The organism is Martinezella tropici (assembly GCF_008370325.1).
Taxonomy (GTDB): Bacteria; Pseudomonadota; Alphaproteobacteria; order Rhizobiales; family Rhizobiaceae; genus Rhizobium; species Rhizobium tropici_B.
Genome location: NZ_VNIP01000004.1, coordinates 75,985 through 89,837, shown reverse-complemented (window position 1 = coordinate 89,837; position 13,853 = coordinate 75,985). Strand labels below are relative to the sequence as shown.

Below are 13,853 nucleotides of genomic sequence, written 5' to 3'. Positions count from 1 at the left end.
TTATTAATCATAGTCCTCTCCGAAACTATATTTCGGATCGAGGAAAAACACGGCAAATGTGCAGTACAGCCGTCGCGGCTATGTTTGTGTTTCATCGTAAAAGTGGAGAGTTCTATGAATATGCCGCTCAGATATACGAATTTGTATTCGAGAAATTCCGAACGCCGTACCGTTCTTGTTGCTGGCGGCGCTGGTTTTCTGGGTTCTCATCTCTGTGAGTGGCTATTGCGGGATGGCTGTCAAGTCATCTGTGCCGACGACTTCTCGACGGGCCGGACGGAGAATTTGCGGCATCTGCTCCGCTACGACGCCTTCAGCTTCGTTCGCCACGATATCGTCAATCCCATCGATCTGCCGGTCGACGAGATCTATAATCTGGCCTGTCCCGCATCACCCGTGCACTATCAGGCAGACCCGATCCATACGATGAAGACATGCGTTTTCGGGGCTCTAAACCTGCTTGAACTGGCGGCACGCCACCAGGCCCGCATATTCCAGGCTTCGACCTCGGAAATCTACGGAGACCCGCAGGTGCATCCGCAACCGGAACGCTATTGGGGCCATGTCAATTCGTTTGGCCCGCGCTCCTGCTATGACGAGGGAAAGCGCTCGGCCGAAACGCTTTTCTATGATTTTCATATGAGACATGGCGTGGACATCAGGATCGCGCGCATCTTCAATACCTACGGGCCGCGCATGCGTCCGGATGATGGCCGCGTCGTTTCCAATTTTATCGTTCAGGCCCTCAAGGGGCAGGATATTACCGTCTACGGCGACGGATCGCAGACGCGCTCGTTCTGCTATGTCGACGATCTTATCGAGGGTTTCGTTCGGCTGATGGGCAATCCGGCCGCGCTTCATTCGCCAATCAATCTGGGCAATCCGGCCGAATTCAGCGTCCGCGAACTTGCCGAACAGGTCATTGCGCTGACGGGATCGCCTTCGAAAATTGTCTACAAACCGCTGCCAATCGACGACCCTCGCCAGCGTCGTCCCGACATCATGATCGCAAAGCGGGACTTGGGATGGGAGCCGACGGTCGCTCTGGCCGAAGGTCTGAAGTCGACGGCCGCCTATTTCGAACGCCAGCTTCATCGGCAAGGCAGCGAACTCGTAGAGGTCATCTGATGTCCGCGCGCACCATCCTCGTCGCGGGCGGTGCCGGCTTCATCGGCAGCCACACGGCCAAGCTTTTGCATAGAGAAGGTTACGAACCGGTCGTCTATGACAATCTTTCCACCGGCCATCTTGAATCGGTCCGCTGGGGACCGTTCATAGAGGGGGATATTCTCAACACGCGTCGCCTAGTCGAGACCATCAGGAGATATCAGCCTCAGGCGGTCATCCATTTCGCAGCTTCGGCCTATGTCGGCGAATCCGTCGAAGAGCCGGCGAAATACTACGCCAACAACGTCAACGGCACGCATTCACTGCTGGAAGCCTGCCGCACCACCGGTATCGACAAGCTCATCTTTTCATCGAGCTGCGCGGTCTATGGCATACCGGATCAACTGCCGATCCGCGAATGTGAGCCGCAGCGTCCCATAAATCCCTATGGCCGCACGAAGCTCATAGCCGAACACATGCTGGCGGACTACGCGGCAGCCTACGGGCTTCGTTATGTCGCGTTGCGCTATTTCAATGCGGCGGGAGCTGACCCCGAGCAGGAGCTCGGCGAATGGCACACTCCAGAGACACATTTGATCCCCCGCGCAATGCTCGCCGCGACGGGGTCCATCGACTGCCTCGAGGTCTATGGCGATGATTACGATACGCCAGATGGCACCTGCGTCCGCGATTACATCCACGTCATGGATCTGGCTCGCGGCCATGCTCTCGCCGTCCAGTATCTGATGGCGGGCGGCGCCAATCTCGCCATCAATCTCGGAACCGGCCGCGGAACGTCGATCAGGGAGGTTCTGGACGCCATTGGACTTGCCTCGAAACATCCCGTGCCGGTTGCGATGCGCCCTCGCCGGCCGGGTGATCCGCCGTCGCTCTATGCGGCGGCGGATCTCGCCGCCGAAAAACTCGGCTTCCAACCCCTGTACTCCGATATCGGAACCATCATCCGAACGGCAGCTCCATTCTTCGGATTGGAGACACAATCGTGAGAACGCCCAGGATAAGCAGATCCGCCGCACAGGACGAGCCACTGATGGTTCCCATCCTTTCAGGCTATCGGCGCGTGGAATATATCGTCTGTGCCGCGATATGGTTTGCGGCACTCGTTTATCTTTGGAGCTGGTGGCTCTTGCCGGCCCATCATGTCGATGCGCTCGGATCCATCCTGATCACCACCGTTCTGGCATGGACGAGCCTTCTTCCGGCCTATTTCGTCGCCGTATTCTATCGTGCACGGAAGCCGAACGGACCACTGCGTCTGCAGGCGGGCAGCCGGATGGCGATGGTGGTGACAAAGGCGCCGTCCGAACCGTTCGATGTCGTCGCCCGCACCCTGGAAGCCATGCTGGCACAGGAGGTGCCGCACGATACCTGGCTGGCCGACGAAGATCCCTCACCTGCGACGATCGATTGGTGCCGCAGGCATGGCGTTCAATTATGCACCCGCAAAGGGCGGGACGATTATCACCGCAAGACATGGCCGCGCCGCACGCGCTGCAAGGAGGGAAATCTCGCCTTCTTCTATGACCATTACGGCTATGAACGTTATGACTTTGTCGTCCAGCTCGATGCCGATCACGTGCCGAGCCAGGACTATCTTTACCAGATGCTGCGCCCGTTCGCCGATCCCGCGATCGGTTACGTATCTGCGCCGAGCATCTGCGACAGCAACGCTCGCGAGAGCTGGGCTGCGCGGGGACGTCTTTATGCCGAAGCAAGCATGCATGGATCGCTGCAAGCCGGTTTCAACAACGGCCTGGCACCGCTCTGCATCGGCTCACACTATGCCGTTCGCACTGCAGCCCTGAAAGAGATCGGCGGCCTCGGGCCTGAACTCGCCGAAGATCATTCGACGACGCTCATGATGAATGCACATGGCTGGCGCGGCGTTCATGCCATCGATGCCATTGCTCATGGCGATGGTCCGCGCACCTTTACCGATCTCATCACGCAGGAATTCCAGTGGTCGCGCAGCCTGATGATGATCTTGCTGCAGTATTCGCCCAAATTGCTTCCCTGCCTGCCGCCTCGGCTAAGGGCGCAATTCCTGTTCTCGCAGCTATGGTACCCGCTGTTTTCGCTGTTCATGGCACTGATGTTCGCGCTGCCGATAATAGCGCTCATGGTAGGACGGAACTTCGTCAATGTGTCCTATCCCGATTTCCTGCTGCACTTCCTGCCGCAATCGCTCCTGCTGATCGCGTTCGCCTATCGCTGGCGCCGTACCGGCACGTTCAGGCCGGTAGATGCCAAGATTCTCAGCTGGGAAGTGACGCTGTTTCTGTTCGCGCGCTGGCCATGGGCGTTCGCCGGGACAATCGCAGCGATACGGGATTGGACGACTGGATCTTTCGTCGATTTTCGTGTCACCCCGAAAGGCACGTCCAATGTCGATCCACTGCCCTTCCGCGTGCTGTCGCCTTATGCATTTCTGTCTCTCATCTCCATCGTACCTGTCTTCATGGTTCACGATGCTGGAGAAACGAGCGGATTCTTTATCTTCGCGACCATGAATGCGGCGATCTACACGCTGCTGCTGTTGGTGATCGTTCTGAAGCACGTGCAGGAGAATACCATCTCCATGAGCAGCCGCTTCTATCGTCCTGCCGTTGCAAGCGCAATGCTCGTTCTCATCGCTCTGCCAGGATTTGCCGCCACGGAGCGCGGTGCCGAAGGAGTGCTGTCGCTGACGTGGAGCACGAGCGGCTATGCGCTTTTCGTGGAGCGTTCGTCGGTGGCAGGGGCAGGCGTCAGCGGACGCAAGCTGCATCGGATCATGTTCGATCCGCACTGGCATGACGCCAACGCAATGACGGAAGTTCCCAGCAGGAGGGGCGCATAGGCGCAACAAACCATGAAGATAGCTGTTGTCGGAACGGGATATGTGGGTTTGGTTAGCGGCGCCTGCTTCGCCGAGTGGGGTCACACCGTCGTCTGCGTGGACAAGGATCCGCCGAAGATTGCCGGTTTGCGACAGGGCAGAATGCCGATCTACGAGCCGCACCTCGACGAAATGGTCGAACGAAACTGTGCGTCGGGACGACTTGATTTCACCTGCAACCTCGCCCAAGCGGTCAAGAAAGCGGCTATCGTCTTTATCGCCGTCAGCACTCCGCCTCGCACCGATCGGGGGGAACCCGATCTTTCCTGCCTCTACCGTGTTGCAAGCGATCTTGCGCCGTTGATAGCGGACGACACGGTTGTCGTCGTTAAAACGACCGTGCCCGTCGGCACCGGCGACATGGTGCAGAAGATCATCGCCGCGATACGGAAGCCGGGCGCATTTTCCGTGGCCTCCAATCCGGAATTCCTGTGCGAAGGCGTTGCTGTACGGAATTCGCTTACGCCGGACCGTGTCGTTATCGGTGTCGACGACGAGCGTGCCCATAAGCGCCTACTCGAACTCTATGCAGACCCGATGGATCTCCAGGACATACCGGTTGTCGTGACGGCGCGGCGAACATCGGAATTGATCAAATATGCGGCCAACGCATTTCTGGCGACGAAAATAACCTTCATCAACGAGCTCGCCGATCTTTGCGAACGTCTGGGCAGCGATGTCGAGGAACTGGCGCTCGGCATAGGATTGGACAAGCGCATAGGCACGACCTTCCTGGCGGCAGGTCCCGGCTTCGGCGGCTCCTGCTTTCCAGGGGATACGCTCGCTCTTCTGCGAACCGCGCAGGACTATGGCGTCGCGCTGCGGGTGATCGAGGAAACCGTTGCGGCGAATGACGCCCGCAAACGGCGCATGGCGCTAAGGGTCGTCGAAGCGCTTGGCGGCAATATAGACGGTCTGACCATCGCCGTTCTCGGCCTCACATGCAGGCCCGACACGGACGACATGCGCGAAGCGCCCTCGGTCTCGCTGATCGAAGCCCTCCAGCGCTTTGGCGGCCATATTCGAGCCTATGATCCCATGGGCATCGAGAACGCCGCGAAGGTCCTCGATGACGTGGTGTTCTGCGACGATCCCTATGACTGCGCGCGAAATGCCGATGTGGCGGTCGTCATGACGGAATGGGCAATCATCAAGAACCTCGACCTGATCCAACTCAAGGCGAACATGCGCCAGCCGATCCTGGTGGATCTCAGAAACGCCTTTCGCAAGGAAGCTGCCGCGCAACTCGGATTCCGCATTTCCACCATCGGAAACTCGGCCAGCACAAAGGGCGATGTTCGAAGCATGGCGAGACAGAGGAACAAATCTCTGAGCGCCGCGAAAGTCATACCAATTACTATGCGGGAGAAAGACAATGGCATCATCATATAACAAACCGAGCCTTCTGATCCGCGCAGGTGTGGCGACGCTCGCCGCCGTCATCGTCCTCGGATCTGTTACGTCAAGCAGCGCGGCCGCCGCGGGCAAGAGCCTCAAATTGCCGGTCGACGCTCGCCCCATGACCGCGTTCGAGCTCTACCAACTCTATCGCGACAAGAGCTGGCAATGGCCAGATGGCGCAGGGCAAATGCAGGACGCAGATCGTCGTTTCGCGGCCTGGGTCGACGGCAAGGAAGGCAAATCCTGGGCCGAGGGCCGCTGGAGCGTAAGCGATGCGGGCCGTATGTGCTTTGAAGCGACCTGGTACGCGGCGAACGGTAAGTTCCCGGCCAAGACCTGCTTTCTGCACCGCATATTCAATGAAACCGTATACCAGAAGCGCGAGCCCGGTGGGGCATGGTTCATATTTCGCCATGCCGCGGCCAAAGACGCCGATGAGGCGCAAAAGTTGGTCGCCAACGATCTGGTTACTGAACGACTGAGCATCGTGAAAGCCACCTTGAACACGAGCAAGGCCGAACTGAAGAAGGAGGCAGTCCAATGAAAACGGCATTCAAGTTTACCGCAGCCGTCGTTTGCTTCGCAGGTTTGTCTGGAGCGATCTACGCCGCCAACAATGGTCTCGAAACGGCGGGCGGCAGTCAAAACATGTTCCATGACAAGAGGCCGATCATAACGCCGCAATCGTTGCCATCAGGCGCATACGATCCGAACGGCGATTTCTCGAATGACCCCAATCCCAAGATCGAGCATCTCTTCCTTCCCTGGGAGGATGTGGATCTATCGACGCTTGGGGTCGCGGACAGCTATGCCCGCCAGCGAGGGCGCTCGCTGCTGATTACAGTCGAGCCCTGGTCCTGGGCACGCAACTGGCGTGTCACGCCGGACGATCTTTTCCAGGGGATCATGGATGGGCACTACGATGCGAACATGGCAGCGATATGCTCTGCCGCCGCCAAGCTCAAGCAACCCGTTACCATTCGCTGGGCCCATGAAATGGATGAGAAGAACGGGCAGTTCACCTGGGCCTACTGGAGCCCGTCGCAATATGTGAAGGCATATAGACATGCCGTCGATGTCTGCCGCCGCGATCTTCCATCCGCCAAATATATGTGGTCGCCGATGGGCAAGGAAGGGCTCGAAGCCTATTATCCGGGAGATCGATATGTCGATGTCGTGGGCCTCTCGGTCTTCGGCTATCAGCCTTTCGACCAGCTCATGCTCGGGCGTGACTCGACCTTCGTCGAAGCGACCAAACCGGGCTATGACCGCGTCAAAGCCTACGGAAAGCCGATCGTTATCGCGGAGCTGGGCTACCAGGGAAGCGAAGCCTATGTCCATGCCTGGGCTGAAGAAGCCGCCAAACCGCATGATGAATTCAAGAACATCGCGGGGGTGGTGTATTTCGACGATCGCGAGGTCTATCCGTGGCCTCATGGCCTCGGACGGCCGGACTGGCGCGTTGTCAGTCCTCTGTTGAACTGAACCAACAACAACAAAAATGGAGGCGAAGATGTCTCTCGCAAGACTCTTTATATCAGGTGCAGCCATATCGATGTTGCTGTTGGGTGGATCGGCACATGCTGCGAGCCGGCAGCATGCCGATTGGATGATCGAGCGCTCTGCCATTCAAGCAACATCGATAAGCGCCTCGGACGTGCGAAACCTTTACGCCGGCCGGTCGTGGATTTGGAAAGATGGTGCCGGCTATTTTTCCGCCAAGCAAGACAGCTTCATGGCCTGGTCGCATACCGGCGCCGACAGAACTTATGCCAAAGGCACCTGGTATGCGACCTTCAACGGCAAGCTATGCATGAAGGCTCGTTGGCAGAACAAGACGTACGACGTGGAAAAGACGTCCTGCTTTCTGCACCGTGAAAAAGACGGCGTCATCTATCAGAAGCGCCTACCGGACGGAAAGTGGTATGTATTTCGTCACAACCTGCCGAGACATGACGACGAGGCAATGAAACTGCGCAGAGACAACTACGTCATCCGGCACTTGCCCAGCTAAACCGGATACAGAGAAGATGGCGAGCAGGCAAGATCGATCGACTGTGACGTCGGCATGGATTGAGACATTCGGGACCGTTCTGGCAACGGGATCAATTGCCAGACGGTTTCAATTTGTTCAACGATTGTAGCAATGCGAGGTGCGTCCAAAGCCGCTCGGCGTGCAGATATAGGGCGCCCCCTTGAAATACTCGTCGGAGGAAACCGTTGTCCTCTTGCGAACCTGACCGGTCCCATAAAAGTACATGTTGCTTTCGCTTTTCTTCATGTACAGATCGATGGTCTTGTATTTATATTTATTCATGGTTGCGGACACCGCATTTTCTGCCGGGTAGGCAAGAAAAAGGGCGCACAAGCAAACAGAAGTCAAGCTTGATACAAGGCGGGAAAGATAAAACTTCGGCTTAATCGGGTTTACTACCATTTGCTTACTTCCATATCCTCTATCTTCGTTTCCACATCCGTTAAAATTATTTCCATCTCTCGATAAAATTCTTGAAATTATTAGAGAATAATGCTTAAGTAACTGTTACGAGTATTGAAGTAAGGTTTGCGGTAAATGCGACCCTCTCGGGTATCAGTTTTGCGTTCCTTGCGATGGCCGCCGGAGATCATCAGCCGGGCAGTTTGGCCTTTTGCCAAGCTGCTCGCCGCGCTGTCGAACAGAGATGTCCGCCGCCTCAAAGACGAGGACGCAACCTATCGTGCGTTTATCCCTCTCTCTTCCTGTTACAATAAGGAATCAGATTCGTTCCGGCATGAAAAGTTGGAAATCAGGCTGGATCTCACGAGAAGGCGGCTAATCCACAAACAAATGTGGTTTTAATATGATCAACTGGTGTGGGGGCCAGCTGCAGAATTTTCAATGGGCGCTGCAGCCGCGGCAAGTAAACACACTATGTAGTGTCGAGGGGGCGCTACAATGATGTGGAGCAAAGCAGATATTTCATTTGAACAGCCCAAGGCTGTCGAGCGCCGCCGCTGGCCCCGCTCCCCACAGGTACCGCTTTACAGCGAGCTTCCCGAAAGAACGGAGCTGGCGTCCCTGGCGTTTTCAACGGAGGAGCTGCGCCCCGATCGGCAATTTGCAGCCTGGCAGGAGCGCATGGCGCCGCTGATCGATATGCGGCTGCAAAATCAAGCAAAAGCCTATGAGCCGTTCGCGGTTAAGCAGATTGTATGGAACCTCGAAGGGGTCTTGCTCATTCAGCAGGACACCCCGGCATTCAGTTTCGAACGCACCCCGGAAAAGGTGCGCTTCAGCTCGATAGATCATTGGCAGATCACTTTTTTGCGCACCGGAAAGACATGGGCGAGCGTAAACGGCAAGGTTGTCGAAAACGAGCCCGGCATGATGGAAATCCGAATGCTGGGCTGCCCCTTTTACGGACGAACCTTGCCGGCGCAATCCACGACGCTGATCCTGCCATGCGATCTGTTTGCCGCCTATGGTGGACTGCCGAGCGCCAGCAGCAATATCGTACTTGGAGGCCCGCGCGTCTCGTTACTTTCGAGTTACATGGATTTTCTCGAAGTCAATCTCCTTCGCTTGACCAGAGACGATCTTCCAAGCGTCAGGAACCAGCTTCGGGAGATGGTGTTCCATACAATATCCCCCTTGATGCACGGCCAGATCGATGGCGAAATATCGCAAAGCGGATTGATGACCCGGGCAAGGCATTTCATTCAGAACAACCTCGGCTCCGCGGAGTTGACGCCGGAAACCCTAAGCCGTGAACTGGCGATTTCGCGCACCCGCCTTTACGAGCTGTTTCAGACCTCGAGCGGAGTGCTCAACTATATAAGAAGAAAACGGCTTCTGGCCGCGCGCGCCGCGCTTAACGATCCCGCCGATGGCCGGAAAATCGGCGAGATAGCCGGTCAGTTCTGTTTCGAGTCCGCCGCCAACTTCTGCCGGGCTTTCACCCATGAGTTCGGCTACAACCCAAGCGAAGTGCGCAAGCATTCACGAGATTTCAAGACGGAAGCGCCGTCGCGCGCGGCTTCAGTGTCGAGTTTCGATAGCTGGCTCGGTACGCTTGGTCTATGACAATCCAGGCCGGCAGCGACGTCGCAAAGTCCTGCCCGGCAAGATCCGGAGCCTGTTTGATATCGTCGCCAAGCGTGATATGTTCCGTATTTGTTCGACACGCCGCGATTTGCGGTAGCGTTGGAACGCCAGAGCATGATGCCGAAAAGTGCACGCGATTTTCGGACGAAATCATGCTCACCTACGTCATTCTAGCGCGGCCTGATTCTAGCGCGGACCACCGAGACGATAATGAACGATATGAGCTCGACGCCCGTTCGCAAAATCATCCATGTGGACATGGATGCCTTCTACGCGTCGGTCGAACAGCGAGACAATCCCGAACTGCGCGGCAAGCCGCTTGCGGTCGGCGGGTCCGCAGCGCGCGGCGTTGTGGCTGCGGCAAGCTATGAGGCCCGCGCCTTCGGCGTTCGTTCGGCCATGCCATCGGTGACTGCGAAGCGCAAATGTCCGGATTTGATTTTCGTGCCGCCGCGCTTCGACGTCTACAAGGCCGTATCGCAGCAGATCCGCGAGATCTTCGCCGAATATACGCCGCTGATCGAGCCGCTCTCGCTCGACGAGGCCTATCTCGACGTCACCGAGAACCTCAAGGGCGTGGAGATCGCCACCGAGGTCGCGCTGGAAATCCGGGCCAGGATCAAGCAGGTCACCGGGCTCAATGCTTCCGCCGGCATCTCCTACAACAAGTTTCTCGCCAAGATGGCGAGCGATCTGAACAAGCCCAACGGCCAGGCTGTGATCACGCCGAAGAACGGACCGGCATTTGTCGAGGCGCTGCCCGTTAGCAAATTCCATGGTGTCGGGCCGGCGACCGCCGAGCGCATGCGCAAATACGGGATCGAAACCGGGCTCGATCTGAAAGCGAAGCCCCTCGTCTTCCTGCAGGAGCATTTCGGAAAGTCCGGACCATATTTCTACGGGATCGCCCGGGGCATCGACGAACGCCAGGTGAGGCCCGACCGGATCCGCAAATCCGTCGGCGCGGAGGATACGTTTCCGGAGGATATCGACGATCTCGATCTGGCGACGGCGGAATTGCGGCCGCTCGCAGAGAAGGTCTGGCGCTACTGCGACGCAAGCGGCATCAGCGGCAAGACGGTGACCGTGAAGATCAAATACTCGGATTTCACGCAGGCCACGCGCAGTCGGACCATTTCTGTTCCGGTCGCGGGCATGGATGAAATCCTTGAAGCGGCATCCGCGCTTTTGGCGACCGTCCATCCGTTCAGGCGGCCGGTTCGGCTGCTCGGCGTCACGCTTTCATCCCTGACGAACGAGGAAAACGACGATGGCCGCTCGCAATCCCAGCTCGATCTTGGCATTTAATTGCCGGTCACGGCGGTGATACCGGCGAACCCAGGCCTTGCCCTGGTCCATGCGTGCCGAATCTGCATAAATATGAGTAAATTCCTCTTGTTTGTAACCGCCTGACAAGGCTATACCGCCGCGGGTGTTTTTACCCGTTCACATTTGGCCGCAAACGATCAGGATGTTTTTCGTGACCATATTGAAATCACTTTTAGCCGTCTCGGCTCTTTGCGTAGCGCTCGGCCTTGCCGTACCGGCGGCATCTGCCGCATCCACCAGCTATCCTCTGACGATCGACAATTGCGGCACCAAGGTCACATTCCAGAAAGCACCGGAACGGGCGATCGGGCTTGGCCAGAACAGTGCCGAAATTCTTCTTTTGCTTGGTCTTGAGAGCAAAATGGTCGGCACCGCCTTCTGGCCCAACAAAGTTCTGCCGCAGCTTGCGGAAGCCAATTCCAAGGTCAAGCTGCTGACGGTCGAGTTCCCGACCTTTGAATCGATCCTCTCGGAAAATCCTGATTTCGTTACAGCCGCACTACCGACCCTGATGGGACCGAGCAGCAAGGTGGCAAAGCGCGAGGACTTCGAAAAGCTCAATATTCCCACCTATGTTTCCCCCAGTATCTGCCCAGCCCAGGGTGCTTCTCAGGACAAATACGGCAATGCCGCCCGTAGCCAGATTTGGAACATGAGCACGCTCTATCAGGAGATCGACGAACTCTCGCAGATTTTCGATGTCCGCGACAAGGGCCAGGCGCTGATCGCGGATTTCAAAAAGCGGGAAACGGCACTCCGCGCGAATGCGCCGAAGGACGGCAAGAAGCTCTCCTATGTCTTCTGGTTCTCTAGCCCATCGCCATCTGCAGATGCCTATGTCGGCGGAAAAAACAGCCCTTCAGGTTATATCGCCGACCTGCTTGGCGGCCACAATGCCATTACCACCGAAGCGGAATGGCCGACACTCGGCTGGGAGAGCATCATCGCCGCCAATCCTGATGTCATTGTCGTTGCCAGCCTCGACCGCAATCGCTGGGAACTCGACAAGCCGGAAGCCAAGATCAAGTTTCTCACCACCGATCCGGCCGTCAGCCAGCTTCCCGCCGTCAAGAACAAGGCCATCGTCGTCATGGACGGTCAGGCCATGAACCCGACCATCCGCACGATCTATGGCGCCGAGCAGGTGGCCCAGCAGCTCAAGGCACTTGGTCTGCTGAAGTGATCGACGCGTACCGCACCCTACGGCAACTGGCTGCCTTCGGCCTGTTGCTGCTGGCCTCCCTTGCAGCGATCGGCCTGATCATCGGTATCAGTGTCGGCATCGGCGACCTGCCGATCCCGCTGTCGACGACGTTCTACGCCATCACCAACAGGCTCGGCTGGACAGGCGTCGAGATCAACCGCATCCACGAAACGGTCATCTGGGATTATCGCCTCAGCCGGGCATTGGTGGCGGCTTTCTGCGGTGCGGGGCTGGCACTGTCGGGGGCAATCATGCAATCGCTCCTTCGAAATCCCCTTGCCGAACCCTATGTGCTTGGCATTTCGGCGGGTGCTTCGACGGGTGCCGTTGCGGTCGTCATCTTGGGCGTCGGCGCCGGTGCGGTTTCGTTGTCGGCAGGTGCCTTTGCCGGCGCATTCGCTGCCTTTTTCTTTGTCGCTCTCCTTTCCAACGGCACACGAGGCGGTGCCGATCGCACCATCCTTGCCGGCGTCGCCGCCTCTCAGCTGTTCAACGCCGCGACATCCTATATCGTAACGACATCGGGGAATGCCCAACAGGCGCGTGATGTGATGTTCTGGCTGCTCGGCAGTTTCGGCGGCGTACGCTGGCCGGAATTCATGCTGGTATCGACTATCGTCGGCTTCGGGCTTGCCGCCTGTCTGCTCTACGCGCGTGTCCTGGACGCCTTCGCCTTTGGTGACGAGGCAGCCTCGTCTCTTGGCGTCAATGTCGGGCGAGCGCGGATGGGGCTCTTTGCGCTGACCGCGATGATGACAGCGACCATCGTCAGCATGGTGGGCTCGATCGGCTTTGTCGGTCTCGTCGTACCGCACACGGCACGCTTCGTCGTCGGGCCGCTTCACATCCGGCTGCTGCCGGCTTGCGCCATCATCGGAGCGATGTTCATGGTGCTGGCAGATATCGCCTCACGCGCCCTCATCCCACAGCAGGTCCTGCCGATCGGGGTGGTTACGGCGCTGGTCGGCGTCCCATTCTTTGCGATCATTCTCTATCGGTTCCAGCGCGCATCATGAGCATCAAGGCCGACAACATTATCTGGAAAATCGGCAGGAAGACCGTGCTCGACGGCGTCTCCTTCGAAGCGCCTGCGGGAAAAATGCTCGGCCTGCTTGGACCGAATGGCTCCGGAAAGACGTCGCTTCTGCGTCTGCTGGCCGGATTGAAAAAGCCGAATTCCGGCCGCATCACGCTTGACGGACGCGATCTTGACAAGATGCCTCGGCGCGCGATCGCACGGCGCGTGGCCTTTGTCGAGCAGCACGGCACGACCAATGCCAATCTCCAGGTCATCGATGTCGTAAAGCTCGGCCGATTTCCGCATCGGTCGATGTTTTCAGGCTGGACCTCGACGGATGACGAGACCGTGGAAAGCGCCCTTGAGCGCGCCGGAATGAAGGAAAAGCGCAACGATCGTTGGCTGAGCCTTTCGGGCGGGGAAAAACAGCGCACCCACATTGCCCGCGCCTTGGCGCAGGCACCGAAAGAACTTATCCTCGACGAGCCGACCAACCATCTCGACATTCAGCATCAGATCAGCCTCATGCGGCTGGTTTCAGGCCTGCCGATCACCAGCATCATCGCCCTTCACGATCTCAACCATGCCGCCATGTTCTGCGACCAGCTGATCATCATGCAGCACGGCCGGATCGTGGCCGCAGGCGCCCCGGAAGATGTGCTGACCGAAGACCTCCTGCGGGACGTCTTCGCCGTGGAAGCCCGGGTCGAGATCTCGCCTCATCACGAGCGGCCGCATATCCATTATCTGCGATAGTGAACCGATCACAGTCCACACAGAACCATTCAGAAATTCCATGAAAACCGAACCG

At 57.8% G+C, this 13,853-nt stretch carries 13 protein-coding genes; 12 read left to right on the top strand and 1 reads right to left on the bottom strand.

Annotation, left to right across the window (positions count from 1 at the left end; genetic code table 11):
- The first annotated feature begins 114 nt into the window (after positions 1 to 114).
- The 7 genes from FP026_RS06155 (at position 115) to FP026_RS06125 (ending at position 7,421) form a co-directional block, all read left to right on the top strand.
- Positions 115 to 1,128: a UDP-glucuronic acid decarboxylase family protein gene (locus tag FP026_RS06155; RefSeq protein ID WP_149633755.1), complete on the top strand. Its 1,014-nt coding sequence runs from the start codon at positions 115 to 117 to the stop codon at positions 1,126 to 1,128.
- Positions 1,128 to 2,114 (top strand): UDP-glucose 4-epimerase GalE, encoded by a 987-nt coding sequence (gene galE, locus FP026_RS06150; protein WP_149633754.1) that lies wholly within the window; start codon positions 1,128 to 1,130, stop codon positions 2,112 to 2,114. Before FP026_RS06155 ends, galE begins: the two co-directional genes overlap by 1 nt.
- 44 nt (positions 2,115 to 2,158) lie before the next feature.
- Positions 2,159 to 3,967, top strand: a complete 1,809-nt coding sequence (locus FP026_RS06145) for a glycosyltransferase family 2 protein (RefSeq protein ID WP_149633753.1) — start codon at positions 2,159 to 2,161, stop codon at positions 3,965 to 3,967.
- A gap of 12 nt (positions 3,968 to 3,979) precedes the next feature.
- Positions 3,980 to 5,398: a UDP-glucose dehydrogenase family protein gene (locus FP026_RS06140; protein WP_149633752.1), complete on the top strand. Its 1,419-nt coding sequence runs from the start codon at positions 3,980 to 3,982 to the stop codon at positions 5,396 to 5,398.
- Positions 5,382 to 5,951: a DUF995 domain-containing protein gene (locus FP026_RS06135; protein ID WP_149633751.1), complete on the top strand. Its 570-nt coding sequence runs from the start codon at positions 5,382 to 5,384 to the stop codon at positions 5,949 to 5,951. Before FP026_RS06140 ends, FP026_RS06135 begins: the two co-directional genes overlap by 17 nt.
- Positions 5,948 to 6,892 carry a glycoside hydrolase family 26 protein gene (locus FP026_RS06130; RefSeq protein WP_149633750.1) on the top strand — a complete coding sequence of 315 codons (945 nt, stop codon included), beginning with the start codon at positions 5,948 to 5,950 and terminating at the stop codon, positions 6,890 to 6,892. Before FP026_RS06135 ends, FP026_RS06130 begins: the two co-directional genes overlap by 4 nt.
- A 70-nt stretch (positions 6,893 to 6,962) precedes the next feature.
- A complete protein-coding gene (locus FP026_RS06125) occupies positions 6,963 to 7,421 on the top strand; it encodes a DUF995 domain-containing protein (RefSeq protein WP_246665263.1) in 459 nt (152 codons plus the stop codon).
- Positions 7,422 to 7,538: 117 nt separating this feature from the next.
- Here the strand turns inward: FP026_RS06125 and FP026_RS06120 are convergent, their stop codons facing one another.
- Entirely contained in the window at positions 7,539 to 7,844 is a 306-nt protein-coding gene (locus FP026_RS06120) for a hypothetical protein (RefSeq protein WP_149633749.1), read from the bottom strand.
- Positions 7,845 to 8,342: 498 nt separating this feature from the next.
- On the opposite strand from FP026_RS06120, the gene FP026_RS06115 reads away from it, so the two are divergent.
- The 5 genes from FP026_RS06115 to FP026_RS06095 all read left to right on the top strand — a co-directional run bounded on the left by FP026_RS06115 (position 8,343) and on the right by FP026_RS06095 (position 13,798).
- On the top strand, positions 8,343 to 9,470 hold the full coding sequence (locus FP026_RS06115; RefSeq protein WP_149633748.1) for a helix-turn-helix domain-containing protein: 1,128 nt from the start codon (positions 8,343 to 8,345) through the stop codon (positions 9,468 to 9,470).
- A 231-nt stretch (positions 9,471 to 9,701) separates the two neighbouring features.
- Positions 9,702 to 10,799, top strand: coding sequence for a DNA polymerase IV (gene dinB / locus FP026_RS06110; RefSeq protein ID WP_149633747.1), 1,098 nt, complete (start codon positions 9,702 to 9,704; stop codon positions 10,797 to 10,799).
- A gap of 172 nt (positions 10,800 to 10,971) precedes the next feature.
- On the top strand, positions 10,972 to 12,003 hold the full coding sequence (locus FP026_RS06105) for an ABC transporter substrate-binding protein (RefSeq protein WP_149633746.1): 1,032 nt from the start codon (positions 10,972 to 10,974) through the stop codon (positions 12,001 to 12,003).
- Positions 12,000 to 13,040, top strand: coding sequence for a FecCD family ABC transporter permease (locus FP026_RS06100; RefSeq protein WP_149633745.1), 1,041 nt, complete (start codon positions 12,000 to 12,002; stop codon positions 13,038 to 13,040). The genes FP026_RS06105 and FP026_RS06100 overlap by 4 nt, the downstream gene beginning before the upstream one ends.
- On the top strand, positions 13,037 to 13,798 hold the full coding sequence (locus tag FP026_RS06095) for an ABC transporter ATP-binding protein (protein WP_149633744.1): 762 nt from the start codon (positions 13,037 to 13,039) through the stop codon (positions 13,796 to 13,798). The genes FP026_RS06100 and FP026_RS06095 overlap by 4 nt, the downstream gene beginning before the upstream one ends.
- The last annotated feature ends 55 nt before the right edge of the window (positions 13,799 to 13,853 follow it).